Annotated in this window: 26 protein-coding genes and 1 pseudogene; 9 read left to right on the top strand and 18 right to left on the bottom strand. The window is 70.1% G+C overall.

The window, feature by feature from the left end; genetic code table 11:
• Window positions 1–88: 88 nt before the first annotated feature.
• The 3 genes from JWN68_RS03455 to JWN68_RS03445 form a co-directional block, all read right to left on the bottom strand.
• Window positions 89–1,018, bottom strand: coding sequence for a sugar ABC transporter permease (locus JWN68_RS03455; protein WP_297734741.1), 930 nt, complete (start codon window positions 1,016–1,018; stop codon window positions 89–91).
• A gap of 125 nt (window positions 1,019–1,143) precedes the next feature.
• Complete coding sequence (locus JWN68_RS03450) at window positions 1,144–2,433, bottom strand: extracellular solute-binding protein (protein ID WP_297734739.1); 1,290 nt, start codon at window positions 2,431–2,433, stop codon at window positions 1,144–1,146.
• Window positions 2,434–2,549: 116 nt separating this feature from the next.
• Window positions 2,550–3,683 (bottom strand): ROK family transcriptional regulator, encoded by a 1,134-nt coding sequence (locus JWN68_RS03445; RefSeq protein ID WP_297734736.1) that lies wholly within the window; start codon window positions 3,681–3,683, stop codon window positions 2,550–2,552.
• Between the two features lie 185 nt (window positions 3,684–3,868).
• On the opposite strand from JWN68_RS03445, the gene galE reads away from it, so the two are divergent.
• Entirely contained in the window at window positions 3,869–4,849 is a 981-nt protein-coding gene (gene galE, locus JWN68_RS03440) for a UDP-glucose 4-epimerase GalE (protein WP_297734733.1), read from the top strand.
• A 308-nt stretch (window positions 4,850–5,157) separates the two neighbouring features.
• On the opposite strand, the gene JWN68_RS03435 is transcribed toward galE, so the two are convergent.
• Together JWN68_RS03435 and JWN68_RS03430 are read right to left on the bottom strand one after the other, a co-directional pair.
• Window positions 5,158–6,423: a hypothetical protein gene (locus JWN68_RS03435; RefSeq protein WP_297734730.1), complete on the bottom strand. Its 1,266-nt coding sequence runs from the start codon at window positions 6,421–6,423 to the stop codon at window positions 5,158–5,160.
• A 10-nt stretch (window positions 6,424–6,433) separates the two neighbouring features.
• Window positions 6,434–7,228, bottom strand: coding sequence for a carbon-nitrogen hydrolase family protein (locus JWN68_RS03430; RefSeq protein WP_297734727.1), 795 nt, complete (start codon window positions 7,226–7,228; stop codon window positions 6,434–6,436).
• Window positions 7,229–7,273: 45 nt separating this feature from the next.
• On the opposite strand from JWN68_RS03430, the gene JWN68_RS03425 reads away from it, so the two are divergent.
• The 4 genes from JWN68_RS03425 to JWN68_RS03410 are packed head-to-tail and all read left to right on the top strand — an operon-like array spanning window position 7,274 to window position 9,855.
• Window positions 7,274–7,852 (top strand): NTP transferase domain-containing protein, encoded by a 579-nt coding sequence (locus JWN68_RS03425; protein WP_297734724.1) that lies wholly within the window; start codon window positions 7,274–7,276, stop codon window positions 7,850–7,852.
• Between the two features lie 38 nt (window positions 7,853–7,890).
• On the top strand, window positions 7,891–8,220 hold the full coding sequence (locus JWN68_RS03420; protein WP_297734721.1) for a DUF6457 domain-containing protein: 330 nt from the start codon (window positions 7,891–7,893) through the stop codon (window positions 8,218–8,220).
• A gap of 3 nt (window positions 8,221–8,223) precedes the next feature.
• Window positions 8,224–9,204 (top strand): NAD(P)H-quinone oxidoreductase, encoded by a 981-nt coding sequence (locus JWN68_RS03415; RefSeq protein WP_297734719.1) that lies wholly within the window; start codon window positions 8,224–8,226, stop codon window positions 9,202–9,204.
• Between the two features lie 24 nt (window positions 9,205–9,228).
• Window positions 9,229–9,855 (top strand): bacterial proteasome activator family protein, encoded by a 627-nt coding sequence (locus tag JWN68_RS03410; protein ID WP_297734716.1) that lies wholly within the window; start codon window positions 9,229–9,231, stop codon window positions 9,853–9,855.
• Here JWN68_RS03410 and JWN68_RS03405 read toward each other — a convergent pair.
• The 6 genes from JWN68_RS03405 to serS are packed head-to-tail and all read right to left on the bottom strand — an operon-like array spanning window position 9,852 to window position 14,436.
• Window positions 9,852–10,424, bottom strand: coding sequence for a hypothetical protein (locus JWN68_RS03405; protein WP_297734714.1), 573 nt, complete (start codon window positions 10,422–10,424; stop codon window positions 9,852–9,854). The genes JWN68_RS03410 and JWN68_RS03405 overlap by 4 nt on opposite strands.
• On the bottom strand, window positions 10,421–10,993 hold the full coding sequence (locus JWN68_RS03400) for a hypothetical protein (RefSeq protein ID WP_297734711.1): 573 nt from the start codon (window positions 10,991–10,993) through the stop codon (window positions 10,421–10,423). The genes JWN68_RS03405 and JWN68_RS03400 overlap by 4 nt, the downstream gene beginning before the upstream one ends.
• 4 nt (window positions 10,994–10,997) lie before the next feature.
• On the bottom strand, window positions 10,998–11,816 hold the full coding sequence (locus tag JWN68_RS03395) for an HAD family hydrolase (protein WP_297734709.1): 819 nt from the start codon (window positions 11,814–11,816) through the stop codon (window positions 10,998–11,000).
• Window positions 11,809–12,339: a GNAT family N-acetyltransferase gene (locus JWN68_RS03390; protein WP_297734706.1), complete on the bottom strand. Its 531-nt coding sequence runs from the start codon at window positions 12,337–12,339 to the stop codon at window positions 11,809–11,811. The genes JWN68_RS03395 and JWN68_RS03390 overlap by 8 nt, the downstream gene beginning before the upstream one ends.
• Window positions 12,327–13,163: an HAD family hydrolase gene (locus JWN68_RS03385; protein ID WP_297734704.1), complete on the bottom strand. Its 837-nt coding sequence runs from the start codon at window positions 13,161–13,163 to the stop codon at window positions 12,327–12,329. The genes JWN68_RS03390 and JWN68_RS03385 overlap by 13 nt, the downstream gene beginning before the upstream one ends.
• Before the next feature lies 1 nt (window position 13,164).
• Window positions 13,165–14,436 (bottom strand): serine--tRNA ligase, encoded by a 1,272-nt coding sequence (serS, locus tag JWN68_RS03380; RefSeq protein WP_297734701.1) that lies wholly within the window; start codon window positions 14,434–14,436, stop codon window positions 13,165–13,167.
• A gap of 52 nt (window positions 14,437–14,488) precedes the next feature.
• Here serS and JWN68_RS03375 point away from each other — a divergent pair, with 52 nt between their 5' ends.
• Window positions 14,489–16,066, top strand: a complete 1,578-nt coding sequence (locus JWN68_RS03375; RefSeq protein WP_297734698.1) for a YegS/Rv2252/BmrU family lipid kinase — start codon at window positions 14,489–14,491, stop codon at window positions 16,064–16,066.
• 138 nt (window positions 16,067–16,204) lie between these two features.
• Here JWN68_RS03375 and JWN68_RS03370 read toward each other — a convergent pair whose 3' ends face one another.
• Entirely contained in the window at window positions 16,205–17,176 is a 972-nt protein-coding gene (locus JWN68_RS03370) for an HNH endonuclease signature motif containing protein (RefSeq protein WP_297734695.1), read from the bottom strand.
• Window positions 17,177–17,261: 85 nt separating this feature from the next.
• On the opposite strand from JWN68_RS03370, the gene JWN68_RS03365 reads away from it, so the two are divergent.
• On the top strand, window positions 17,262–17,717 hold the full coding sequence (locus JWN68_RS03365) for a sigma factor (protein WP_297734692.1): 456 nt from the start codon (window positions 17,262–17,264) through the stop codon (window positions 17,715–17,717).
• A gap of 3 nt (window positions 17,718–17,720) precedes the next feature.
• Here JWN68_RS03365 and JWN68_RS03360 read toward each other — a convergent pair whose 3' ends face one another.
• The gene (locus JWN68_RS03360; protein WP_297734690.1) at window positions 17,721–18,116 is read right to left on the bottom strand and encodes a DUF4446 family protein; all 396 of its coding nucleotides are present in this window, start codon (window positions 18,114–18,116) and stop codon (window positions 17,721–17,723) included.
• Window positions 18,117–18,185: 69 nt separating this feature from the next.
• On the opposite strand from JWN68_RS03360, the gene JWN68_RS03355 reads away from it, so the two are divergent.
• Complete coding sequence (locus JWN68_RS03355; protein WP_297734688.1) at window positions 18,186–19,052, top strand: prephenate dehydratase; 867 nt, start codon at window positions 18,186–18,188, stop codon at window positions 19,050–19,052.
• A 15-nt stretch (window positions 19,053–19,067) separates the two neighbouring features.
• Here the strand turns inward: JWN68_RS03355 and JWN68_RS03350 are convergent, their stop codons facing one another.
• From JWN68_RS03350 to JWN68_RS03330, 5 genes are all read right to left on the bottom strand, one after another.
• Entirely contained in the window at window positions 19,068–19,883 is an 816-nt protein-coding gene (locus JWN68_RS03350; protein WP_297734686.1) for a DUF72 domain-containing protein, read from the bottom strand.
• Window positions 19,884–20,035: 152 nt separating this feature from the next.
• Window positions 20,036–21,865, bottom strand: a complete 1,830-nt coding sequence (locus JWN68_RS03345) for an HYR domain-containing protein (protein WP_297734683.1) — start codon at window positions 21,863–21,865, stop codon at window positions 20,036–20,038.
• Between the two features lie 84 nt (window positions 21,866–21,949).
• Window positions 21,950–22,972 (bottom strand): DUF4915 domain-containing protein, encoded by a 1,023-nt coding sequence (locus JWN68_RS03340; RefSeq protein ID WP_297734681.1) that lies wholly within the window; start codon window positions 22,970–22,972, stop codon window positions 21,950–21,952.
• 113 nt (window positions 22,973–23,085) lie between these two features.
• A complete protein-coding gene (locus JWN68_RS03335; RefSeq protein ID WP_297734679.1) occupies window positions 23,086–24,150 on the bottom strand; it encodes a TIGR03032 family protein in 1,065 nt (354 codons plus the stop codon).
• A gap of 31 nt (window positions 24,151–24,181) precedes the next feature.
• Window positions 24,182–26,542 carry a putative Ig domain-containing protein gene (locus tag JWN68_RS03330; RefSeq protein ID WP_297734677.1) on the bottom strand — a complete coding sequence of 787 codons (2,361 nt, stop codon included), beginning with the start codon at window positions 26,540–26,542 and terminating at the stop codon, window positions 24,182–24,184.
• 101 nt (window positions 26,543–26,643) lie between these two features.
• Between JWN68_RS03330 and JWN68_RS03325 the strand changes: the two are divergent.
• Window positions 26,644–26,882, top strand: a pseudogene (locus JWN68_RS03325) (1-(5-phosphoribosyl)-5-amino-4-imidazole-carboxylate carboxylase); the annotation flags it as partial.

Raw genomic sequence — 26,882 nt, 5'->3', positions numbered from 1 at the left:
CAGTAGACCGGGAATGTGGAGGCCAGGATCGCGAGGACGCCGATGCTGTTGGCCATAATCGTGGTCGGGCGGGACGCGGTACGAGCCATCAGCTCTCACCCTCCTGTCTGAGCATGGCCCGGATGTACGGCGCAGTGAGCACGACCGTGAGGGCGAGCATGAAGACCGCCACGGCCGCCGACGTGCCGAAGTCGCCGCCGCCGATGCCGAGGCGGTAGATGTAGGTGCCGAGCAGGTTGGTGTCGCGCGCGCTGCCGCCCGCCTCCTGCAGCAGGAAGATCTGGGTGAAGACACGCAGGTCCCAGATCACCTGCAGCAGCCCGACGACCAGCAGCACGGGCTTGATCGACGGCAGCACGACGTGTCGCACGCGTCCCCAGGGGCTGGCACCGTCCATCTCGGCGGCCTCGAGGAGCTCCAGGGGGAGCTGGATGAGCGCTGCGTAGACGGTGAAGGCCACGAACGGCACGCTCATCCACACCACGATGACCGTCGCCACGAAGAAGAAGGACAGCGGCTCGAGGAGCCAGGAGTGGCCGGCAAAGTCGAGCCCGCCTCGCGTCAACAGGTGATTGACCACGCCGTACTGCGTGTCGAAGAGCCACTGCCAGACCGTCAGGGAGGCGACCACCGGCATCGCCCACGCGAGCAGGAGCCCGGTCTGCACGGCCAGGCGAACGCCGCGAGACATGTAGCGCATGGTCAGCGCCAGCCCCACGCCGAGCAGCATGGTGATCGCCGCGTTGACCAGGCAGAAGAGCACCGTTCGCAGGGTGACCCGCCACAGGTAGGGGTTGCCGAGGAGCTCGGTGTAGTTGTCGAGACCGACCCACTCGGGGGGGCGGCCGAACTGCTGGGCGAGTCCGAAGTCCTGGAAGGACAGGACGATCTGTCGTACGAGCGGATAGCCCAGCGCCAGCAGGAGGGCGAGCACCGCGGGGATCAGGAAGACGTGCGGCAGCGAGATGCGACCCGACATGCGGTGGGGGCGACGGGGCACCGTCGTGATGGCGGGCATCGATCCTCCTTCCGGCGGTCGCGGGTCGCAGCGCGTTGTCGTGGGCATGTCCGGGCAGGGCTCAGTGTCCTCGTCCGGCGGGCGTGGCGCCCGCCGGACGAGGAGTGGTGAGCTGATGAGCGTGGTCAGCCGTTGAGCTGGGAGTTCAGCTCTTCGTCGGCCTCGGCCGCCAGCTCCTCGACGTCGCCGCCCTGGGCGATGTCGCTGAAGAGGTCCTCCAGGACCCGTGAACCCTCCACGTTGGCCCAGCCCGGCGCCGCCGGCGTGAGCTTGGCGTTGGAGGCCGCCTCGACCGTGGCCGAGGCATATTCGTCGTCACCGAGCAGCGTCGCCAGCGAGGTGCGGGCGGGCGTGAGGCCGGCCTCGGCCATGAGGGTCTGGTAGTCCTCGCTGAGCATCAGCGCGATCGCCTCCTGGGCCAGCTCCTGGTTGGCGGACTTGGCGGCGACGGCGAGATCGGATCCACCCAGCAGCACCGGCGCGGGCTGGCCGTCCGGCCCCGGCATGGCGAAGACGCCGATCTCCTTGGCGTGGCCGTCAGGGCAGCCGGCCTCCGGGTCCTCGATGAGTCCCTTGACCCAGCCGGGCGTCGACATCATGCCGACCTCGCCAGCACAGAAGGGGGTCCACGGGTCGGCCTCGTTGCCGTCCTTGGGCGCACCCGACGCCGACATGAAGAGATCCTGCGCAGTCTGGAGACCGGCCACGGACTCGGGCGAGGAGAGGGCGCCTGTCCACTCGCCGCCGTCCTCGACGGCCAGGTCACCGCCGGCCGCCCAGACGAAGGCGGCGCCGTTGCGCCAGTCCTGGCCGGGGAACCAGAAGCCGGAGAAGTTCGCCGGCTTCGGGTTGGCCTCCTTCAGCGTCACCGCCGCCTGGACGAACTCGTCGAGGCTGGCGGGCACCTCGAGGCCCGCCTTCTCGAAGAGGTCCTTGCGGTAGAAGATGTACTTCGAGCCGGCGTAGTAGGGCACGGCGTAGGTCTCGCCGTCGATGGTCGCGCCGTCGACGAACCCCGGGAGCAGGTCGTCGCCACCGAGGTCGTCGAGCTCGTCGGTCAGCGGTGCGAACGCACCGGCGGACGTGAACGTCGGCGCCTGGGTGTTGCCGATCTCGACCACGTCCGGCGTCTCGGACTCGCTGGAGAGGGCGGGGGTCAGCTTTTCCACCAGGCCGTCCCACTCCTGCTGCTCGAGGGTCGGCGTCGTGCCGGGGTTCTCCTCCTCGAAGGTCTCCTTGAGCCAGGCACGGGCCTCCTCGGGGGTGTCGGTGCCGTTGAGCCAGACCCGGATGTCGGCCTTCTCTGCCCCGCCGCCGACCCCGTCCTTGTCGTCGTTGTCCGAACCGCACGCGGCCAGGCCGGCGACGGCCAGGGTGGCCGCCACCGCTGCTGCCAGCGACTTCTTGATGCGCACCACAGTGTTCCTCTCTTGCCTCTCCACGAGTGGAGTTCCGGTTCCAGGCACGGCCTCGAGGCAGGTCCTGGGGTGCCGGTCGTCCTGCTGACGACCGTGCGTGTGGGGGTGGGGGGTCATGAGACGCCGAGCTCTCCGGCGAGGACGAGCACGGCAGCGCCGACGATGACGACGTCCTCGCCGAGGGTGGAGGTGCGGATCAGGAGGCCCTCGGAGCTCACCGGCATGGTGCGGGCCCGGATCGTGCGGTCGGCGGCGTCGCGCAAGGGGCCGTCGAGCAGCTCGGTGGGGCCGCTGAGGACGATCTCGTGGAGGTTGAGCATCCCGACGACGGGCGCCAGGGCAGTCCCGAGCTGCTCGCCCGCCTGGGTCAGCACCTGCGCGGCGTCCGCACCGGCCTCCTCCAGACGACGTCGGAGGCGGGGTACGGCGAGCACGGTCTCCAGGCACCCGACGCGCGAGCACGCACAGCGCTCGCCCTCGGTGTCGACGACGACGTGCCCGATCTCCCCGGCCGCGCCGAGGTGGCCGTGGAGCAGGGACCCGCCTAGCACCAAGCCGGCTCCGACGCCGGTGCCGACGCGGAGCACCAGGAGGCCGCCGTCGCCGGACTCGCCGAAGGTGTGCTCGCCGAGCACCGCCGTGTTGGCATCGTTGGCGACGAAGACGGGCACACCGAGGGTTTCGGCGAGACTGGCCGCCAACGGCATGCCGGACCACGCGAGGTTGGGGGCGTCGATGACGGTGCCGGTCGCGTCGACGACACCGGGACTGCCTACTCCGACACCGAGCACCGGCCGCTCGGTCATTCCGATGAGATCGGTCGCGAGGGCGTGGACAAGGGCGACGGCGGCCGTGCCCGTTGCACCGTCGAGGGACACCTCGTGCCGGGCCTGCACCTCTCCGGCGAGGTTGAGGACCGCCCCGGTGAACCGATCGGTGGCCGAGAGGTCGATGCCGATGACGTGGGTCGAGTCGACGGACAGCCCGAGCAGGGTCGGCGGCTTGCCCACCCGACTCTCAGCTGGCGCCCCGAGCTCGGCGACGAGCCCCTCGGCGAGCATCGCCTTGACGAGGTCGGAGACGGTGACCCGCGTCAGCCCGCTGGAGCGGGAGAGGTCCGCGCGGCTGGCCGGACCCTCCCGGAACAGCTGCTGCAGCAGCAGGGAACGGTGGTGACGACGGGAGTCCTCCTGGAGGAACTTGCCCGTGGGCCGCAGCGGCCGGCCGACTGGTGTGTGCGTGGTCACATTAGTTAGTTGAGCGTACTTACATATTCCGCGTCAAGAGCACAGGCGCATCAATCTTGCCGGGTAGCGGCATCCGGTAGCGTCCCCCGACCTGCAACGAGGTCCGACGGAGCCCTTGCCGCGAGGAGACGTCATGGCCTTGTCACCTCACGTTGCGGACGGGCGTCGGAGGCTAGTCTGGCGACATGAGTCTCTTGATCACCGGCGGAGCCGGCTACATCGGTGCCCATGTCGTGAGGCAGGCTCAGGGCGTGGAGCGATGCGTCGTCGTGGACGACCTCTCCACCGGCGACGCATCGCGCGTCGGCGAAACCCCCGTCGTGGAGCTGGACCTGACGCACGCGGATGCCGCGGACAAGCTTGTGCGCACCATGCAGGAGCACGAGGTCGATGCCGTGGTGCACCTGGCCGCACGCAAGCAGGTCGGGGAGTCGGTTCAGCGCCCCGCCTACTACTACCAGCAGAACATCGGCGGGCTCGCCAACCTGCTCACCGCGATGGAACAAGCCGATGTCACCCGTTTCGTGTTCTCCTCGTCGGCGGCGACCTACGGGAACAGCAGCACCGAAGGCCTGGTCCGCGAGGACGACATGTGCTCGCCGTTGTCGCCCTATGGGGAGACAAAGCTCATCGGCGAGTGGATGTGCGCCAACGCCGAGAAGGCATGGGGGTTGGACTGGGTCGCCCTGCGCTACTTCAACGTGGCCGGCGCGGGCTCACGCGACCTCGGGGACCCCGCCGTGCTCAACCTCGTGCCGTTGGTGCTTGAGGCAATCACGCAGGGCAGGCAACCACGCGTCTTCGGTGCCGACTACGCCACCAACGACGGGACGTGCGTGCGTGACTATGTTCACGTGCAAGACCTCGCCGATGCCCATGTGACGGCACTCCAGTCGCTTCGCAGCCCCGGGGACGGCCGTCCCCGGCACCACGTCTACAACATCGGCACTGGGCAGGGCTCCTCCGTGCGCGAGGTGCTGGACACGGTGGGGAGGGTGACCGGCCTCGATGTGACCGGCGAGATCGTGCCGAGACGACCCGGAGATCCGGCGGTGCTGGTGGCCGACGTCCAGCGCGTGCGGGACGACCTCAGCTGGAAGGCGCATCACAGCCTCGAGGACATGGTCACGTCTGCTTGGGAGGCGTGGCAGTCCAGCCATGGGTGAGTCCCCACGTTCGCCTGTTGTCGCGCAGGCACCGCGCTGGCCCGACGCCCGCTGCCGCACGCCGTAGAGCAGCAGCCCGAAAGCTCGTGACGCATGCGGTGGACTCAGAAAAGGTCGAGCGTGACCAGTGGGTCGCCCTCCTGAACGACGTCGCCGGCCTCGATGGCGTCCCCGACCGCGCAGTCGAGGTTGAGGACGCCTGCGACCATCGGCGAGGGTCTCGGTCGACCGGATGCGGGACATGGTGCGACGCCAATGGTCACCGCGACGTAGTCCGGCCTCCGCAGGGTCCGACGCGGGCGCCCTGATCAGAGCTCGGCGAACCGCGACGGCTCGGGCCGGTGCGCCTCCGCCTCCTCGGCGCGGCGGCCCCGGCGACCCCGCGGAGCCGTCAGGGCGAGGTCGAGCCGGACGAGCAGATAGCCCAGCAGCAGGCCGAGCAGGAGTGAGTACGCCGCCCGGAGCCCCGCTTCCAGGAAGGACCCGTCGGGATCGAGGAGGCCCTGGGCGAGGGGGACCGTCGCCGTCACGCCGAACGCGCACACCCACCAGCCCTGACGACGACGGGCGCGCTGGAAGCAGCCCCACAGGAGCGCCGGGATGCCCAGGAGGACGACCAGTGGTCGAGGGAAGGCGCCGATGAGCTCGGTGGTCCACCTCGTGAAGTCGAGGACCGAGCCGACGACCGAGCTGGCGCCGTACAGGCGAAGGAGCTCGGCATAGACGAGGGTCAGCACGAGGACGACCACGCCGACCAGCACCGCGATGAGCCCCCGTCGGCCGAGTCCGTGGATGCCGGCGCCGAGGCGATAGACGATCCCGAACACCAGCGCCAGGGACAGGAGGATCGAGGTGTAGTCGAAGTGCGGTTGGGTGACCGAGGGCTCGAACCCGACAGCCGCGAGTGCGGCGAGGACAGCGATCAGGGTCGAGAAGAGCACTTCGCGGGCGGCGCGCAGGAAGCTGATGGCCGGCACCGTCGCCATCACGGCGTAGACGCCCCCGACCACCACGGTGAGGACGGCGGCGCCGGTCTGCAGGATCGCTCCGCCGATCACCACGGCAGCGAGACCGATCGCCAGGGCGAGGCACGTCGCGATCAGCGGCCGCCCGCCCGTCCGGTGTGCCAGAGCGCCGCTCAGGACGGTGACGATCGCGATGGCGCCGGCTCCGTCGATCCAGCTCGGCCCGAGTCCCGCGATGGCCGAGCCGAGCGCGGCCAGACCTGCCACCAGGAGCAGGAGCGCCCCGGCAACGATCGCGCGACGCCGTCGCCCGGGATCAGGGGTCCGCTCGGCGGTCGGCTCGGGCACCGGCTCGGCAGTAGACCCTGCGGCCGGCGCTGGCGTCAGCTCGGTGGCCCGTTCCGGGACGCGTTCCGATGCCGGCTCGGTGGCCGGCGTCGGTTCGCCCGGGTGCCTCGCCGACCATTCCGCCGCGAGCCTGGCAGCGATCTCGTTCGGTTGCCTTGCCGCCTGCCTGCCCCTGAAGCGCCGCCGCTCCTTGGCCGGCTTCTCCGCGATCCGCCGTCCCTTCGGGGGGCTCTTGGGCGACCCCTCGGACGGCGTGGACACGGCGACGAGGCTACAGCCGACGGTTGGCGAGGGAGGGATTGGTACGCCGCGCCGCGGTAAGCACCGCACGCTCCAGCGTGGCGTCGAGCACCGCCTCGTCGGGCCCCGCCTCGACCAGGACGTCCCCGAGGGGGTCGACCACGACGGAGTGTCCGCAGTAGCGAGGAGCGGGCTGGCCGACCGCCACGACGAAGACGGTGTTCTCGATCGCGCGCGCTCGCACCAGCGTGCGCCAGTGGTCGACCTTGCGCTCACCGGCCACCCAGGCGGACGGGACGACCAGCACCTCCGCTCCGGCATCGACCAACGCACGGGCGAGCTCGGGGAAGCGCAGGTCGTAGCACGTCATCAGGCCCACCCGGAAGCCCGCGAGGTCGACCACCGCGGGCGTGACGGCGCCGCCGGTGAGGCGGTCGGACTCGCGATAGCCGAAGCTGTCGTAGAGGTGGATCTTGCGGTACTCCGCGCTGGTGGCGCCCCGGACGAGCAGGGTGTTGAGAGGACGGTCGCGGTCCGGGCTCGTTTCGAACATCCCGGCCACGATCGTGGTGCCCAACCGTTCGGCTGCCGCCTCGACGGCCAGCGCGAAGGGGCCGCTCAGCGCTTCGGCGTACGGGCCCAAGGACTCCTCGACCGGACCGAAGTCGCGGGCGAAGGCCTCGGGCAGCACGAGCAGGTCCGTCTGCTCGTCGAGCGAGAGTGAAGCCAGCCGGTCGCGGTTGGTCGCGGGGTCGAGGTCGCTGGCCCACTGGACGAGGCGGAGGCGCAGCCGGTCGTCGGGCTGGTGGTCGGGCTGGTCGGTCACTCCCCCAGCCTGCCAGTCGGGTGCCAACGCTGGGAGACTCGATGGGTGGACTTCGATCTGGACGCGGCCGGCTTCAGCGGTGTCCTGCTCACGGGCGGCACGGCAGCGCGGATGGACGGCATCGACAAGAGCAGCCTCGAGCTCGGGGGGCGGACGCTGCTCGAGATCGGGCTGGACGCCTTCCTCGACGCCGACGAGGTGGTCGTGGTCGGCCCACCGACGGTGCCGACCACCCGCCCGGTCACCTTCACCCGCGAGGACCCGCCGTTCGGGGGTCCCGTGGCCGGTCTGCTCACCGGCGTCGATGCGTTGCTGCGCCCGTCCCGGCTCATCGGGGTGCTGGCCGTCGACATGCCACATGTCTCGGCCGGCACCTTTCGCCGACTCCGTGCTGCCTGCTCCGGCCGGGACGGCGCCTTACTGGTCGACGAGACCGGTCGCCGCCAGCTGTGCGGGGTGCTGGATGCGACCTCCCTGGCACGGGTCCGTCCCGGGCTCGAGCGGCAGCACAACATGGCCTTGCGGGCACTCCTCGCTGACCTCGACCTGGCCGAGCTCCCGGGCATCGGCGACGAGCCTCGTGACATCGACACCTGGGCGGACCTGCGCGATCACGACGCCTGACACTTGCGGGGGACGGCCGATGACGACAGATTGGAGCAGTGAACCTCCACGACTGGATCGACGAGCTGTGCGACGTCCTCGACATCGAGACCGAGGTCGACGAGGGCCTCGTCCTCGACCTGGCCCGCATCGCAGCCAATGACGTGCAGAAGACCGCAGCCCCCATCACCACCTACCTCCTCGGGATCGCGGTCGGCTCGACGAACGCCGACCCGGAGGCGCAGGAGCGGCTGGCAGCCAGGGCCCAGGCCCTTGCGAGCAGGTGGGACCGACCGGCGGACGCCCCCGACCCCGACGACATCGATGACGACGTGCCCGACGACGGCGGGGTCGACCACAGCGGCGAACGCTTCGACGAGGACGAATAGCCCATGCGTGCAGTGATCGCCTCCGGGGCCGGAGGCCCTGACGTCCTGTCCGTCGGCGACGTCGACGAACCCGCCGTCGGCCCCGGCGAGGTGCTGGTCGACGTGGTCGCGACGGCGGTCAACCGGGCCGACACCCTTCAACGCCAGGGCTTCTACCCCGTGCCACCGGGAGGCTCGGAGATCATCGGACTCGAGTGCAGCGGCACCATCGTCGAGGTGGGGCCCGGTGTCGATACTGAGGCCGACGGATGGTCCGTTGGTGATGAGGTCTGCGCCCTGCTGACCGGTGGTGGGTACGCCGAACGCGTGGCCGTCCCCGTCGGCCAGCTCATGCCCGTGCCGGCCGGCGTCTCGCTGGTCGACGCCGCCGCGCTGCCGGAGGTCGCGTGCACCGTCTGGTCCAACCTCTTCATGGTGGCCGGGCTGCGACCGGGTGAGCGGCTGCTGGTCCACGGCGGCGCAGGCGGGATCGGCACCATGGCGATCCAGCTCGCAACGGCCCTGCAGGCGCGGGTCTTCACCACGGCCGGGTCGGCCGAGAAGCTGAGCGTGTGCGCCGACCTGGGGGCCGACGTCATCATCAACTACCGCGACGGGGACTTCGTCGAGGTGCTCAGCGCAGAGGGTGGCGCCGACGTCATCCTCGACAACATGGGCGCGAAGTACCTCGCCCGCAACGTGGACGCCCTCGCGACCTCGGGACGGTTGGTCATCATCGGCATGCAGGGCGGCACGAAGGCCGAGCTCGACATCGCTGCGCTGCTTCGCAAGCGTGGTGCAGTGATCGCCACTGCCCTCCGCTCGCGTCCGGTCGAGGAGAAGGCGGCCATCTGCGGAGAGGTCGTGGAGAACGTCTGGCCGCTGGTCGTCGACGGGGCCGTGGTCCCGGTGATCCACACCCGCCTGCCGCTTGAGGAGGTCGCGACCGCGCACCGGCTGATGGAGGACAGCGGGCACGTGGGGAAGATCGTCCTGACGCTCTGAGGGACCGGGCCCTAGGGTGGATGCATGAGTGAGCAGCAGCCCGAGGCAGCCCAGGCGTCCCAGAACGGCGAGGAGCAGATCGTGGTGGTGGGCCCCGACGGACAGCCCGTCGGCACCATCCCCGCCAGCGCCCTACCGGCCAACCTGTCCAGGGGAGGCGCCGACGACGACGGTGAGGGCGAGCGCCACATCACCGAGCTCGTCGAGCAGCCCGCCAAGGTGATGCGGATCGGTTCGATGATCCGCCAGCTGCTCGAAGAGGTGAAGGCGGCGCCCCTCGACGAGGCGAGCCGCAACCGCCTCAAGGAGATCCACCGAGCGTCGATCAAGGAGCTCGAGGCCGGTCTGGCGCCTGAGCTCGTCGAGGAGCTGGAGCGGCTCTCGCTGCCCTTCACCGACGAGGGCACCCCGTCGGAGAGCGAGCTGCGGATCGCGCAGGCCCAGCTGGTCGGGTGGCTCGAGGGTCTCTTCCACGGCATCCAGACCGCGATCTACGCCCAACAGCTGCAGGCCCGCGGCCAGCTCGAGCAGATGCGCAAGGCACTGCCGGGCATGTCCCCGACCCAGGGACCGGACCAGGCGCAGGGCGGCCAACCGATGCCGCAGCAGGGCCAGCCCGAGCAGGGTGGCTCGGGCGGGATGTACCTCTAGGCCGTACGCCGCCGCGCCAGCCAGAACCGGTAGGCGAAGTACGCCAGGAACGTCAGGCCGAGAACGCCCAGGACGGCGCGCCCGGCGACGAACTGGTCGTAGGTGAGTCCCAGCCTTCCCCGCTCCGCCTTCATGTAGCCGGGCGACGGCTCGGTGCCCTCACCCAACTCGGCCAGGATCGAGCGGCCAGCCTCCCCGTTCGCTGGCACGGCGGAGCACGTGTTGCTCCTCACTTCGCCCTCGACCAGCTGACCGAAGACGAGGAGCCGGTCTCCCTCGTTGGGGTCGAGACCGCACGTGGAGTTCGCCTCGTCGCCGACCACGTCGACACGCCTGGTGACCTCGCCCTTGAACACGCTCTCGGTGCGGAACGTCGCGATGGGGGTGCCTCCGGCCTCCCGGAGCTTCGCGACGACCCCGAAGAACGCCACGTCGTGCTCGTCGAGGAAGTCGATCGTCGGTTCGACACACGAGCACGCAGCCGCAGGCCCCGACGTGAGCACGAGCGCACCCGCGACCGTCGAGAGGACGAGCAGGAGCCCAGCGACGAGCCGGGCGAGCGACCTCACGTGCGGGCCAGGCGTCCTACGACGAGGAGCCCGAGGAACCCGACCAGCACCAGCGCGCCGCCAGGGGCCGCGAGCCGGCCGAGCGACGGGGGTCCCGACTCCTCCACCTTGGTCAGCGTCGGCGCGGGCGGTGGCGGCTCGGCGATCTCCGTCCCCGCCCCCAGCACCGCCTCGACCTCGGCGAGCCGCTTGTCGTTGGCCGGTCCCGATCCGTCGCACGACGTGGCGGTGTACGGCGCCGCGGCACCCGTGACAAGGAAGACGTAGGCGGTCCCGTTCTTGAGCTCACCGAGGCCGCAGGCTGCCGTGTCCTGATTGGTCACCACGGCGGTGTCCCGTTCGACGGTGCCCTTGAAGGTGTGGGTGGCGAGCACGGCGTACTCGAACTGCCGCTCGGTCTCGGTGACTCCCTGGACCTCGCCGACGAAGACGGCGTCGACCCGGGCGCTCTGTTGCTTGACGTCGACGGCGTCGCACTTGCAGGCGAAGGCGGGAGCGGCGGTGGCCAGCACGACGCCCGACATCGCGAGCAGCGCGGCGATCGCGAGCCGGGCAACGGTCATCAGCATGTGGTCACCCTAGCGAGAGCCCGAACAGCCGGCTCAGCACCTCGGCCACGCCGTCCTCGTCGTTGCTCGGGGCCACGTGGTCGGCCAGTGCCAGGACCGTCGGGTGCGCGTTGGCCATCGCGTAGGAGGTCCCCGCCCAGTCCAGCAACGGCAGGTCGTTGGGCATGTCACCGAAGGCGATCACCTCATCGGCCCCGATGCCGAGGTCGGCCGCGAGGCTGGACAGGGCCGTCGCCTTGGTCACGCCGTTGGCGCTCATCTCGACGAGGGCACCGACCGACGACCACGTGGTGGTGACGAGGTGCCCGACAGCGTCCTCGGCCTGGCGCCAGAACTCCTCCGCGTCCAGGGTGCCGTGCACCGCCAGCAGCTTGGCGACGTCGTCGCGGTAGATCGCGTCGAGGTCTCCCTGCGGTCGCTGCTCCTGGTCGTCGCGATGCCGGGGGAAGGCCGTCTCGCTCGCCCAGCCCTCACCGTGCTCGAGCGCGAAGGTCGTCCCCGGCACGGCGGCGCGCAACGTGGCCGCCACCTCCAGCCCCACCGCCCGCGGGACCGGCCGGACCGTCCGCACGGCACGCTCAGCGACGTCGTAGACGATGCCGCCGTTGCTGCAGATCGCCAGCCCGTGGCCACCGACGTCGGCCCACAGCTTCTCCATCCAGCGGATCGGCCGGCCCGTGGTGAAGACCACCGGGACACCGAGGTCGTCGAGTGCGGTGAGGACGGCCCGTGTCCGGGCGGTCACCGTGCCGTCGGAGTGCAGCAGGGTGCCGTCGAGGTCGGTGGCGACCAGGCGGGGTGGGGTCGCAGACCCCTCAGTCATCGGAGACGGCCATCCGGAGCGGCCGCACCATCACCAGGTCGCCGTCCTCGTTGGCACCGCGGAGTTGGGTGAACCCGCACTTGGCGAGCACGCGGAGGCTCGCTGCGTTCTCGGGCGAGACCGAGGCCCGCACGCGTACGCCGCAGGCGTCGGTCAGCGCCAGCAGCGCACGAACCGCCTCGGTGGCCACTCCACGACCTCGGCCGTCTGCGACCAGGCCGTAGCCGATCTCGACCTCGGGAACTCCGTCACCGCCCGGGCCGGCAGCCGGGGGTGGCGGTCCGAAGAACCCGATCGAACCGAAGACGACGCCGTCAAAGGTCCGGGAGACGTGACGCGGCCCCCAGGTGTCACCGCCGCTGCGGACCATGGAGGCCGCGTCGCGATCGTCCTGGCGCGGATAGTCCGGGTGCCACCTGTCGTCGCGCTGACCAGCCCTCATGCGGACGGCCTCGTCGAGGGAGATCAGGTCGAGGGAGAGCCGCTCGGTGGTGACCGTCGTGGGCAGGTTCACGGGAACCACCGGGACAGCTCCTGGGCAACACCGTCCTCGTGGACCGTTCCCGTCACGTCGTCTGCTGCGGCTCGTACTTCCTCGATGGCCTGGCCCATCGCCACGCCGCGGCCAGCCCACTCGAGCATCTCGATGTCGTTGCGACCGTCGCCGATCGCCAGCACGTCAGCGGACTCGAGGCCGAGCTCGTCGGCGACGCGCTGGAGTCCCGACGCCTTGTGGACCCCCTTCGGCGTGAGGTCCAGCCAGGCGGTCCAGCCGACGACGTAGCCGATGGAGTGCAGTCCGAGCTTGGCGGCGAGGTCCACGAAGTCGTCCGCCGTCGCCTCCGGGTCGCGGATGATGACCCGGCTGACCGGCTCGCCGACGATGTCGTCGACGTCGGTGATGATCATCTCGCCGGTGAGCTCGCCGTCGGGGAAGTGCCGGTTGACGCGGTAGCCGATGCCCCGCTCCTCCACCGCCACGAGGGCGCTGGGGTGGTGCTCGAGCACGGCCTTGACGGCCGGAGCCGCGTCGAAGGTCTCCTCGTGGATAACGTCGACAGGCGGGTAGCGCAGCACCACGGCGCCGTTGGACGCCACGATCCACAGCCGCTCGTCGTCACCGTCGTGCATGTCGAGCATGTCGGCGATGCGGGTCATGCCGTGGGGAGAGCGGCCGCTGGAGAGCACCACGCGCGCACCGGCGGTCGCCGCACGGTGGATGGCGGCGTACACCGCGGGGCGGATCTCCTCGTAGGTCTGGCCTTCGCCGTCGACCCACGCGAGCAGCGTCCCGTCGATGTCGAGCGCCACCAGGCGCGGTTGCCAGCCAGCCACGTCAGCAGTCACGTCAACGAGGCGCGACGGGGGTCAGGGCCTCGAGGCCGCCGAGGTAGGGGCGCAGCGCCTCGGGGACACGCACGGAGCCGTCAGCCTGCTGATGCGTCTCGAGGATCGCCACGATGGTCCGGGTGATCGCGGTGAGCGTGCCGTTGAGGGTGGCGACGGGGCTGTTGCCGTCGGCACCGCGCTGGCGGATGTCGAGGCGACGGCTCTGGAAGTCGGTGCAGTTGGAGGTCGAGGTGAGCTCGCGGAACTTGCCCTGGGTCGGGATCCACACCTCGCAGTCGAACTTGCGCTGGGCGCTGAGCCCGAGGTCGCCGGCGGCGACGTCGATGACGCGGTAGGCGAGCTCGAGCTTGTCGAGGAACTCCTTCTCCCAGTCGAGCAGGCGCTGATGCTCGGCGTAGGACTCCTCGAGCGTCGTGAGGACGAACATCTCCACCTTGTCGAACCAGTGGACCCGGATGATGCCCTTCGTGTCCTTGCCGTGCGAGCCGGCCTCCTTGCGGAAGCAGGGGCTGAAGGCGGCGTACCGCAGCGGCAGCTGCTCGACGTCGAGGATCTCGTCGGAGTGGTAGGCCGCCATCGGCACCTCGGAGGTGCCGACGAGGTAGAGGTCCTCACCCTCGATGCGGTAGACGTCGTCGGCCGCCTGACCGAGGAAGCCCGTGCCCTCCATCGCGCGCGGCTTGACCATGGACGGCGCGATGACCTGCGTGAAGCCGGCGTTGCGTGCCTGGTCCATCGCCATGTTGACCAGCGCGAGCTCCAGCTGCGCTCCGACGCCGGTGAGGAAGTAGAAGCGCGAGCCCGAGACCTTGGCCCCGCGCTCGAGGTCGATCGCCCCGAGCAGGCGGCCGAGCTCGATGTGGTCGCGGGGCTCGAAGTCGAACTCGCGGGGCGTACCGACGTGCTCGAGCACGACGAAGTCGTCCTCGCCGCCGGCCGGCGCCTCGTCCGCCGCGGGGTTGGGGATGGACTTCAAGGCGAGGTCCCACTCCACCTCCGCGGCGGCCTGGGTGGCCTCGAGCTCCTTCACCTCGGCCGAGAGCGCCTTGGTACGGCCCAGCAGCTCCGCCTTCTCCTCGCCCTGCGACTGGGCGACCTGCTTGCCGAGCGACTTCTGCTCGGCCCGCTTCGCTTCGTACGTCGCAATGGCACTGCGGCGGGCCTCGTCCGCGGCAAGGGCGCGGTCGACGACGTCGGTCGCCAGCCCACGCTTGACCTGGGCGGCGCGGATGCGGTCGGGGTCGTCACGGAGCAGGCGGGCGTCTATCACCCCTTCAGGTTAGTGGGGCGGGGACTGGGACCGCACCCGGCATACTGACCCGGTGCTCGACCGCCCCCGCTCCGTGTTCCTCGCCTGGGCAGCCGGCTTCGCCGCGCTGTTCGGTGTCCTTGCCTATGCCGTCACCCAACTCGACCGCTACCCGCTCGACGACCTCGATGCGTGGGGACGTGACGCCGAGGACTGGGCCGACGACCACAGCACGCTGCGGGTCGTGCTCCGGATCATCGAGGACGGCTTCGGCACGATCGGCATGGCCGTGCTCACCGTCGTCGTCGCCGGCGCACTGCTGATCAACAAGCAGCGGCGCGCGGCCATCTACTCCGTGGCGGTGATGGTCACCGTGTCGGCCATCACCACCGGCCTGAAGATCTGGCTCAGTCGCGACCGCCCCGACTGGCAGGACCCGACCGACACGTTGTCGAGCAAGTCGTTCCCGTCCGGTCACGCATCGGGCATGGCGGCCCTGGCGGGCATCTTGATCGTGCTGTCGGTGATGTTGCTGCGTCGGCAGAGCCTTCGTCGGGCGTCGTACACCGCCATCACCCTGCTGGTGGTGGCTGTCAGCCTCGACCGGATCCTGCTCGGCCGCCACTACCCCACCGACACCGTCGGCGGCACGTTGATCGGGGCGGTCTGCGCCATCGCGTGGCTGGCGATCTACAACCCGCTTCCACGCTCGCACGCGGCGAACATCGAGCCCCTGCCTGAGGTCTACTCCTCCCAGCGACGGCTGGCGGCGGTGCTCAACCCGATCAAGGTGGAGGACGTCGGCCAGTTCCGCGACCTCGTCAACGCCATGGCGGAGGAGTCCGGCTGGTCCGAGCCCCGCTGGCACTACACGACCATCGAGGACCCCGGCGCCGGGATGGCCGCCAAGGCGTCCGTCGACGGTGCCGACCTGGTGCTGGTCTGTGGCGGCGACGGCACGGTCCGGGAAGTGTGCGCCGAGCTCGCCGGGACCGGCATCCCGGTCGGTATCGTGCCCGCCGGTACCGGCAACCTGCTCGCGCGCAACCTCGACATCCCCCTCTACATCCGCTCGGCCATCGACGTCGCCCTGAACGGTCAGGACCGCGCGATCGACCTCGTCGACGTCAGCGGCGACGGCCTCGAGGACACGCACTTCATGGTGATGGCCGGCATGGGCTTCGATGCGGCCCTGATGGAGGGCGTCAACGACGACCTCAAGGCCAAGGTGGGCTGGATGGCATACGTCGTCTCGGGTCTCCGGTCCTTGCGGTTCCCGGCGGCGAAGTTCGAGATCCAGGTGGACGACCTGGAGATGACGACCCACCGGGCCCGGACCGTGGTGGTGGGCAACGTCGGTTTCCTCCAGGCCGGCATGCCCCTGCTGCCGGACGCATCGATCGACGACGGGCTGCTCGACGTCGTGATCCTTCACCCGAAGCGCTTCCTGTCGTGGATCCCGCTCGCGCTCCGCGTGCTCTCGAAGGGGCAGAAGTCGGACGAGCTCATCCACCGGCTCACCGGCGCCCGCGTGTCCATCCGCGCCTCGGCGGACACCCCACGCCAACTCGACGGCGACTCGGTCGGCGCCGGTCGTGAGCTCCGGATGGAGTGCGTGCACGGTCGGCTGCTGGTCCGCGTCCCGCGCTGAGCTCAGCCGCGGCCTGAGGTGCTCAGGGCCGAAGCGGTCGGTATGTCCCGGCGATGAGCACGGCCGCCGGGGTGAGAACGGGGAAGTGGGATCAAACTCCGGGTGCCGAATATCGCGGAGGGTAGCGCGCTCCACTCCTCACCGGCGGAGGTTGAACCTCACGTCCCCGTTGGGCAACCGGTCGACCTGGTATGCCGCATCGTGCGCGCGATGGTGGTGGTGACTGCAGAGCAGGACGGCGTTGACGAGGTCTGTCTCGCCCCCTGATGTCCACGGGACCCAGTGATGAGCTTCGGACCACGTCCCGGGGATGTCGCACCCCTCGGCGCGGCAGGTGCGGTCACGGATCAGCAGCGCCTTGCGCTGGGGCGAGGTGAAGATCCGGCGGGCGCGGCCCAGATCGAGGACCTCGGACTGCTCGCCGAGGACGGCAGGGAGGATCTCGGCGTTGCAGGCCAGCCGGCGGACGTCGGAGGCGGAGATCGTGTCGCCGGCGAGGTCGTCGCCCGGCACGAGTCCATCGCCCACCAGGGTGGCTGCGGCGACCTCGGCGCGAAGAGCCTCCAGGCTCACTGTGACGACGACGGTGGTGGCGTCTCCACCATGGAGCGGCAGCCGGGTGGGGTCGATGGTCTCGAGGAACTTGCACAGCGCCTCGCCCAGTCGGCGCGGGTAGGGCAACCGGGTGAAGGGGTCTCCCGTCGTGCCCGGGTCAATCTGCTCGGCCTTGCGCGGGTTGGCGAAGGCCCCGAGGTACGTCGCCAGGCGGGTCGCCGACGCATCCGGTAGCCGTCCCAAGAGCCGAGTGGTTCCGTCGCCCAGGCGACGCAGGGTGAGTCGAGTCTGGCTGCGCGCCTCGGCCTCGAGCTTCTCGAGCCGTCGTGCCTCCGCGGCGTCGACGAGGTCGGGAACCACGACCTCGAGGACGTGGCGGCCCAGGCGCGCGGGGCGAAGTCGGCCGCGTAGCCCACCAGCGTCTCCTCGGCCAGTCGCGTCACGTCGGCAGGCACGTCGTCGGTGATCGTCACCGCACACAGGCTCGCTCTCACCGTCCGGCGCTGGAGCAGGGTTTCGCCTGAGGCACCGGAGGTGGATGCCCGACGCAGGCATGCTTGAGGTGCCTGCGGCCGCTCAGCCAAATTGCAACCATCCAATCCCCATCCGCGTCTTGGTGTCGAACCGATGGAGGGCAACGATGGAGACACTGGTGAGAGCGGGGGTGGGCATGGGCGATCGAGCGCAGAGACGCGACGACGAGTTCGCGGAATACATGCACGCCCGACAAGCAGGGTTGCTGCGTACGGCGTACCTGCTGACCGGGGACCGGCACAGCGCCGAGGACCTGGTCCAGACGTCGCTGGCGAAGTTGTACCTGTCGTGGGACAGGGTCCACGACCGGGGATCGCTCGACGGCTACGTCCGGCGGATCATGGTCACCGAGTTCGCCTCCGCAGGGCGGAAGCAGGTCACCCTCTGGTGGCCGGCGTGGGAGTCGGCGGACACCATCGTCGCGATGGCCATGGAAAGCAACGTGATGACCTTGGTGCGGATGCGGGTCGACGGCACCCTCGAGGAGGTGGCCGACCCGGTCGACGCCAGCGAGGTGGCCGACGCCGCCTACTTCATCGGAGACAACCGAACCTCCCTGTGACACCTACGGCCGTGCGTGCGCGATCGCCTCGTCCTCCTCGGGCGAGAGCTGCTGCTCGCACGACCAGGCGGTGATCGACTTGGCGTACGTCCTTGCCTCGCTCCGGCCGTGGATCGAGGTGAGGACGACGCCGTTCCCGGCGTCGTCGAGGAGCGCGATGCTCCAGCTCAGGTGGCCGCCCACGTCGCCGAAGGCGTCGTAGCGCACGATGGAGAGGTGACGGAGCGCGTCGGCCGCCTCAACCTTGAGGGCTGCGACCTCCTGGCGGAGTCCGTGCACGTCCTCGGGCAGCGCGTCGACGGAAGGTCGCTTCGCCGTCGCCGTACGCCGCAGCGCGACCACGGCCAGGACGAGGGCCGCCGAGGCGGCGACCAGGGCGAGGACAGCGACGATCAGCACGGTGCCGACACTAGGCGGCACCTGAGACAACGGCCTCGCGACACGACCGCGCGTGGAAAGATCGCGACCGTGACCCCCGCCCCGCCAGCCCCGCCCTCCTCGCGCCCCAGGATCGCCTATCAGGGCGAGCCGGGAGCCAACTCCCACCTCGTGTGCCAGCAGCACTACCCCGACTGGGAGGCCGTCGCGTGCGCATCGTTCGAGGACGCCTTCGCGAGTGTCGAGGCGGGCGAGGCGGATCTCGCGATGATCCCGATCGACAACTCGATCGCCGGCCGGGTCGCCGACATCCACCACTTCCTGCCCACCAGCGACCTGCACATCGTCGGGGAGAGGTTCCTGCGCATCCAGTTCGCGCTGATGGCCGTCCCCGGAGCCACGGCCTCGTCGCTGCGCACCGTCCACAGCCACGTCCACGCCCTGGGTCAGTGCCGCGGCGTGATCCGCGAGCTCGGCCTCACCCCGGTCGTGTCGGGGGACACCGCCGGCGCTGCCCGCGAGGTCGCCGAGGCGAAGGACCCGACCCAGGCCGCGATCGCGCCCCCGCTGGCCGCCGAGATCTACGGCCTGGAGATCCTGCGCCGAGACGTGGAGGACGAGGAGCACAACACCACGCGCTTCATCGTGCTCTCCCGCGACTTCGACCAGGCCCCGCGCGACGCCGGCCACGTGGTCACGACCTTCATCTTCAACGTGCGCAACCTGCCGGCCGCGCTCTACAAGGCGCTCGGCGGCTTCGCCACCAACGGGGTGAACATGACCAAGCTCGAGAGCTACATGGTCGAGGGCCACTTCACCGCGACCCAGTTCCTGGCCGAGGTCGACGGCCACCCGGACGACCCGAGCGTGAAGAACGCGCTCGAGGAGCTGGCCTTCTTCACCACCGAGGTCAAGGTCCTCGGGGTCTATCCCGCGGACGAGTTCCGCAGCCGCTAGGAAGCGCGTCGGCCCTCAGGCGCCAAGCATGTCCTTGAGGGTCATCGCGTCGAAGGGGGCGTGGGTCCGCATGTCGTTGTCGAAGTAGACGTAGACATCCAGGCCGGCCGCGTCCCACGCGCGCACCTTGTCCGCCCAACGCGCCAATGCCTCGTCGCTGTAGCCGCTGGCGTAGAGCTCCTCGTCGCCGTGCAGCCGGACGTAGACGAGGTCGGCGGTGACCTCGTCGAACATCGGCCAGGTGCCGGCCGAGTCGGCGACGACCATGCCGATCCCGTGTGCTCGGAGCAGCTCGCAGAACTCCGGGGTCCGGAACGACTCGTGGCGCACCTCGAGCACGTGCCGCAGCTCGCGTTCGGAGGGCGTGCTGGTGTCGGCGCCCTCGACGAGGCGGTCCGGCTCGTGCAGCTCAACGGCCAGGGCCGCAGCCTGCGTCGTGGTCCGCGGGAGGACGTCGAAGAACGCGGCGAGGCGCAGCGGGTTGAAGGCCAGCTGCGGAGGAAGCTGCCACAGCAACGGGCCGAGCTGGTCACCCAGGGACAACAGACCCGTGGCGAAGAAGTTGGCCAGTGCAACCTGAGGATCGCTGAGCTTCTTCATGTGGGTGATGAACCGCGGCCCCTTGACGGCGAAGACGAAGTCGGCCGGCACGGCGGCGGACCAGCTCCGCCAGCTGGAGGGTCGCTGCAGCGAGTAGAAGCTGCCGTTGACCTCGACGGAGGTCATCCGCTCGGCGGCGTACTCGAGCTCACGACGCTGCACCAGCCCGTTGGGATAGAACGTCCCGCGCCAGCCGGCATAGCGCCACCCCGAGATGCCGACCCGGATCATCGGCCGCGCGCGTCGTCGTTCGTCATGTGGAGGGACTACCCCACACGCCTGCTCTGATGCCATGACCGCCCAGCGGCCGGACGGACAACGGCGCCCACCATGAGGCCATGGGCCAGATCGTGGACGCCGTCGCGTTCACATCGGCAAGGGCGTCAGCCCTTCACACCATCGACGGTGTCCATGCCCGGGCCGCCCCGCGCCTGGTCGGCCCCGCCGCCGCTGGTGACCTTGTCGTCACCACGGTTGCCGTTCAGCTGGTCCTTTCCGCCACCGCCGGACACGTTGTCGTCGCCGGTGTTGCCGACCACGCGGTCCTTGCCGCTGTTGCCACGGACGCGGTCGTTGCCGTCACCGCCCCTGATGCTGTCGTTGCCGGCGTCGCCGGTCACCTTGTCAGCGTCGCGACCGCCACTGACGGTGTCGTCGCCATCGCCCGCGGTCACCTCGTCGCTTCCGTGGCCGCCACGGATGACGTCGTCACCGGCGTCGCCGAACACCTCGTCGGAGTCACGACCACCGCGCACGTTGTCGTCGCCGTCGCCACCGTCCACCATGTCGTCGCCGTCGCCGGCGTTGATCACATCGTTGCCGCCGACTCCACAGATGACGTCGTTGCCACCAAGGGAGTTGATGGTGTCCGCGGCCGAGGTGCCGACGATCACGTCCTTGCCTGGGGTGCCCGTCGTGATCACGCCGGGCTGGGCCTGGATCGTGGCTCGCTCGCCTTCACACAAGGCGGGCAGCGGAGTGACCGTCACGGTGAAGGTCCCGGTTGACTTCCTGCCCTGCGGGTCCGTCGCGCTGCAGGTGACGGTCGTGACGCCGACCGGGAACACCGAGCCGGAGGCAGGCGTGCACGTCACCGGAACTGGCTGGTTGTTCCCGTCGACGGCCGAGGCGCTGAACGTCACGGCCGCACCGTTGGGGCCAGTGGCTTCCCTTTGCAGGTTGGCGGGCAGGGTGAGCGTGGGAGCGTCCCCGACGACGAAGTTCGCGACCGTGTTCGCCTCGGTGTGGGTCATGCACGCGGTCGGTGTCTGGTCGGCGATGTTCGCCGCAGCGGCCGCGGCGTCAGCCTTCGAGCCACGCAGCACGGCGTAGTTCAGGATCGATTTCGTCTCCCCCGCGCCTACCGTGATCTGGTGGGTCCAGAACGGGCCGTCGTCGCCGTTCACGAACACGTTGTCGATCATGGTGGCCGGGGCTCCCTTGCCCTGGAGCACGTGTCCGATCCGGGGGTCACGTGATGTGCCGTCGCCGGAGTAGTCCTCGAAGGTGCCGACCCACGTGTCGGTCACGCTGGAGGCCGTGTCTCCGCTCGAGCTATCAAAGACCACGGTGCCGCTGTCGGAGCCGAGGTTGTTCGCGACGGCCAGGGTGACCGTCGCGGCAGCGCCAGATGTGTTGGTGACGGTGTTCTTCCAGCGGGCGTAGCCCGCGTCAGCCGGGACGAAGACGGAGCGTGTCACGGTGACGGGTCCGTTGGTCTGCACCGGGTAGTCGAGCTGGCGACCGCCACAGCTTGTCGTGGGATCAGCACCGAGCTCGTTGTAGGGCACGAGCGCCTCCGGGTCAACCGGCGTGCCGACGAACGTGGAGAGCGAGTTGTAGCCGTCGAAGGCATCGCTGAGCGAGGTGACGGTCGTGCCACCCATCTCCGTCGAGGCGACGACGGGATTCAGGAAGCTGGCCTCGCTTGCGGCGGCGCTCATGCTGCTGGTGGTGGAGTAGTCGATGTTGGTGTTGAGGAACCAGGTCGCTCCGACGCCGTCAGTCAGCTCGGCGTCTCCTGAGCCCTGGGCGACGACGGGGCCGTCGCCGGCAACGGCTCCCTGGGAGACCTTCTTGCCCTGGGCGAACTTGTCCTCCTCAGCGGAGGAGGGAGACGCGGCCACCAGGGCCGCAGCAGGCAGGGAAATGGCACAGATCGTGGCTACGCTCAGCAGCGTGCGGCGACGCCGCTGCAGTTGGTTGACTCGCATGGGATAGAATGCCTCTCGTCAAACGGCGCCCGAAAATGACCGCCCGGTGCGACTCGCCGTTTTTGCATACTGGCACCGACTTGATCAATCTGTATGGTTTTCAAGCACAAAATAACCGTCGGTGTCGAGGTTGTGCCAGCGGATCCCCACGCGACGGGCGTCGTCCACGATCGCGACCGAGTGCACGTCCCCTGAACCCGCCTCCAGGGTGAGAGTGTGCTCGACCGTTCCAGAGGCGAGGTCCACGACTGCCAGACCGTGGCGCGGCTTGTGCGGTGGTATCCGGGCGATCGGCAGTCCTGCGTAGGGGCCCTCGTCCGGCGGCATGCTGCACCCGACGATTGCTCGGCCAGCGACGAAGGCGAGTCCCCTCGCCAGGCCCGGGAGTGCAACCACGCGCGTGGTCGCCCCCGTGCCACGGTCCAGGCGGAGCAGCTCACCCGTCCCAGCGTTGGCGACGTAGAGCTGGCTGTCGTGCAGCCGGGGCGAGCTCGGCAACGACAGCCCGCGCGCGAGGACCGACCCGGATCGAACGTCGACGACGACTCCACCTTCGGCGACGACCCCCAGCCAGCCGGCAGGCTCGTCCGTCTCTGCCGCACACGTCACGTAGGCGAGCTCGCCCTCCTCGTCCAGCGCGAGCCCGGTCACGTGGCAGCGCTCCTCCGCCACGTCCTGGGAGACGAAGGGCGGGCGATAGACCAGGTCGAAGTTCAGCCGGTCGCCCAGGGTGGCGACCCCATTGCACAGGGCGGTCGTGAACAGCACGCGGCCACGGCCGTCCACGGCGATGTCGCGCACGCCGATGAACCCGGTCGTGTGGGAGCGCTGGTTGATCAGCAGCTGGTCCTCGCCGGCGGGCCCCGCGGCTCCGTCCAGCGCATCTCGCAGGTCGTGCAGCTGCCACCGGCTGGCGGCGTACAGCGATCTGCCCGGCCCAGCGGCGACACCCATCACCACATCCATCTTCAACTCGTCGACCACGAGCCGGGACCCGTCCACGCCAAGCGTCAACAGCTTGTCCCCCGTGCTGACCATGAGGCTCGTGCCCGCCGCCGCCAGCCAGCTGACGAAGTCCGCCGAGGGCGAGGCGTTGATGGAGAGCACCGAGACCAGACCGGATCCGACGGCTCGTGGCGGAGCCGGGGCAGTCCACTGAGGCCTGGCTCTCCCAGTCGTCGCAGTCTTGCTGGCCTTCCCAGCCTTCTGGGGCTTCCCCTTCATGACGGCACCTCGCTGAACCTGAACTGGGTGGCAATCTCGTCGGACCTCAGACCCAGGGCAGCCGGTCGGCGTACTCCCGGGAGAGCCATGACCTCGAAGAGCTCTCGGGCGACACCGTCCACCTGCAGCCACTCGACGACCTCGCCGGAGTTGAGGTCCACGACGAAGATGCCCAGGCGCGGAGGCCATCCGCGCGATGCCAGCCGGTCCTCGAGGGCCAGGCCGGAATAGATGTCGCCGTGCCGGGGCTTGGAGGTCCCCACGACGGCATAGTTGCCGACGAAGCAAAGCCCTCGGGCGAAGCCGGGCAGGGCGGCGACGGGCTCGAACCGGCCACGCTCGAGGTCAATGTGCCCGAGCTCGCCGGTGCCGGCGTTGGCCACCCACAGCTTGTCGTCGTGCCACCGCGGGGAGTGGGGCATGGACAACCGTCGAGCGATGATCTCGCCCGACGCGACGTCGATGATCGTGCCGCCGTCGCGTCGATCAGCGCGCCACCCGTCCACCTCGGCCGAGGTGGAGACGGTGGTGACCGCGTCAGCCCGGCCGCCGCGCATCGCCAGCCCGTTGAGGTGGCAGCGGTCGTTCGGTGCGGGGCCGGGCAGGAACGGCGGCCACCACACCGGCTGGAAGGAGTGCGTGGGGCTGACGCGCGCGAGACAACCGAAGCGGGTGTTGACCATCAACACCCGACCGTCCCTCTCCACCCCGAGGTCGTGGACGTTGACGTAGCCGGTGGTTGACCGCTCCATCGGCACGTAGAGACGGTCATGGCCGGTCTCGGTCCGTTCGCCCGGAGACAGCACGTTCTGCAGCCGCCAGATCTCCCGTCGCGTGCCGACGTGGATCGCGTCGCGGACCGGATCGTGCGCGATGCCCATGGCCTTGTCGAAGGTTCGCTCGAAGACCGCGATACCGCCGGCGTCGTCGAGACCGACGAACATCAGCTTCGCCGGCGGCAGGGCGAAGACCAGCGACGCGTTCGCCTCGTGCAACCAGGTCTCGAACCCTTCCGAGATCCTCAGCGGGAGCTCTTCGTTCGTGGCCTCCCGGTCCGTCATGGCCGCAACCCTGCCACACGCGGGGCCTCCATCACGGCCAGCGGGTGATCCTGACGGTGAAGCGTCGCGCAGTGCGCGCACCGCTGGCATCCACAGCCACGAGCCGCACGGCGTAGGTGCCTGCCTCGGTCGGTCGACCTGCGATGGCCAGGCGTCCGGCCTTGCGGCGTACGACCGTGAGGCCGGGCGGTAGTGCGCCCGACTTCTTCCAGGTCACCAGGCCCTCCGCTCCCTGAGTCACCACGCTCGCGACGTAGCGGTCACCCACCCGCCCGGCCGGGAGACGCTTCGCGGAGGTGAAGGAGAGGGGGCGGTGACGGGTCACCGTGAGCGTGACGGTCGTGGTCGTGCTCGACTGACCGCTGGCGACGGTGACGGGCACGACGTAGGTCCCGGGGAGCGCGACGGAGCCGGAGACCAAGCCGGTCGACGACAGCATGACGCCCGCGGGGACGCCGGTGGCCGTCCAGGTGAAGCCCCCGGTACCGCCCCGGGCGACCAGCTGTGCCGAGAAGCCCGTGCGGGTCCTGACAGCGATGTTGACCGGATCCGCGGCGACGGCCGGTCGGGTCGTCGGGGTCGTGGTCGGCGCGACGGGCACCTGCGCGGGAGCGACCTCCACGACGAAGGAGGTCGTGGCGACGTCCCCGGTCACGTCAGTGACCGTCAGGGTGACGGGGGTCGAACCAGCAGTCGTGGGCGTGCCGGAGAGGGCGGCGGAGGCGGGGTTCAGTGCCAGCCCCGGGGGCAGAGCGGACATCGCAGCCCACGAGTAGGGCTGGGTCCCCCCGGCGGCAGCTGCGGGTGTCGCCGAGTAGACCATCCCGACGGTGCCCGACACGGGTGCGGTGGACGTGGCGGCCAGGTCCTCGGCGATCGACGCGTCGTTGCCGAGCGCGACGCGGTAGTTCCCCAACGACGCATAGTCACTGTAGTTGCCCGCAGTCGTCGGGTTGCCGCTGCCGACTCCGTCGACCACGGCCGTGTAGACCGCCGCGGTCTCCGGCAGAACGGCGCTCCAGATGGCGCCGAGCCCACCTGCCACGGACGAGCTGGTGCGGACCACGGCGGGGTCGACGTAGGCGATGCTCGCCCCGGATCCATCCAGGATCCGTAGCCCGATGTCGAGGTCTGGGAAACCGGGACCGGGGGTGGCCTCGATCGTCGTCATGCCGGCACCGACGAACGTGAACGCGTCGCGGTCCGCCCGGGTGGTGATGACTCCCTCGAGGGACACGTCCCGGCTCAGCACGGTCGCCCCGACCTGGGTGCCCTGGTGGTCGTCGACCCGGAGCGGGAGGTGGCCGGCGATGATGCTCAGGTCGTCCTCGGTGTTCGTGGCGCCGGGATACTCCCCGGCCGACCAGTGGGTGACCGGTTGGCCGTTGCCGGTGCCCATGATGGGTGCCCACGGGGGCGATCCGGAGTAGTAGGTGGAGGCGTTGACCCCGTCGTGCCCCAGGCCGAGATTGTGGCCGGCCTCGTGCGAGGCGGTCTCGCCCACGCGCTTGCCGTCGGTGGTGCTCCCGTTGGTGAACACCCACGCCGGTTGGTAGTAGCCGTGGTCGCTCGTACTGCTGAACGTGTCCACATAGGCGACGCCACCGCACCGGCAGTCGTCGTAGATCGGGCCTCCGCCGCTCACGAGCACACGTGTCCCGTAGATGAGATCGGCGGGCCCGCTCCGCTCGATCGCACCTGGCACCGGCGTCTTCGTGCTGACGTTGACGTCGAAGGGGGCGAAGTCCTCGGCGACCGTCTGCCACGCCCGCTGGATCTGGGTCAGCTCGGCGTCCGAGAAGTTGGTGTCGACCGGTGCGGAGAGGGAGTACGGCGCAACAGCGAGCACCGGTTGCTCGTAGGTCTCGTTCCAGCCGGTGCCGGTGACGGTCTCCCCGTCGAAGTCGAGGTAGATCGTCTTCGTCGCTCCGGGCTTCGACTCCAACGCGAACGCCGCGGACAGCGGCCCCGGGTCGGTCGCCGCGCCGGATTGCGCAGCCGTCACCGACTGCCCGGAGACCGCCAGATGGTCGGTGCTCCCGTCCGTGGTGGCCGACGGGGCAGTCCGTTCGATGTGGAAGGCGCGCCCGCAGGTGTCCAGCCACAGGGTGCGATCCCTCGACACCTCGGCGGAGAGCTCACGCACAGTCAGGTCGTTGACCTGGGCAAAGGCCACCAGAGCGTCTGTCGATGCCGCCTTGACCTCGGAGCCGCGGGCGGCCCGGTCGAGCAGCGGGACCCGGCACCCATCAACCGTCCCCGAGGACTCCGCGGCAGCGCCGGCGGCGGCGGCAGGCTCGAAGCCGCTGGCTGGGGCTGACGACAGCCCGCCGGTCGACACGGCCAGGGCGACGAACAGAGCGGTCAGACGCTGCGACGCGTGGGCGGGCACAAGGGGACCTATCGGTTGGGGGCCCCTGATCGTATGGGCGGGGCACCGGCACCGGCAGGCGTTTCGCGCATCCTGCTGCCGCTGGACGATAGGTTCGGCGGGTGGACGACAACCGCACCGCCGACCTGGGCTTCGCCCGGATCGACTTGGACCGCGCGGCCCGCACCGGTGATCCCGAGGTCGTGTACGGCGCCGGCAAGACCCCGGAGCAGGTGGTCGCGATCCTGACCACCCTGCACGAGCGCCATCCCGACCGCGCAGTCCTCGCCACCCGGCTGAGCCCCCAGGCGATGGACGCGGCTGAGGCCGCCGGCGCCGAGGTCCATCGCGTGGCCCGCGC

The sequence above is a fragment of the Nocardioides sp. genome, assembly GCF_025964975.1.
Taxonomy (GTDB): domain Bacteria; phylum Actinomycetota; class Actinomycetes; order Propionibacteriales; family Nocardioidaceae; genus Nocardioides.
This window is presented reverse-complemented; position numbering and strand designations above follow the sequence as displayed.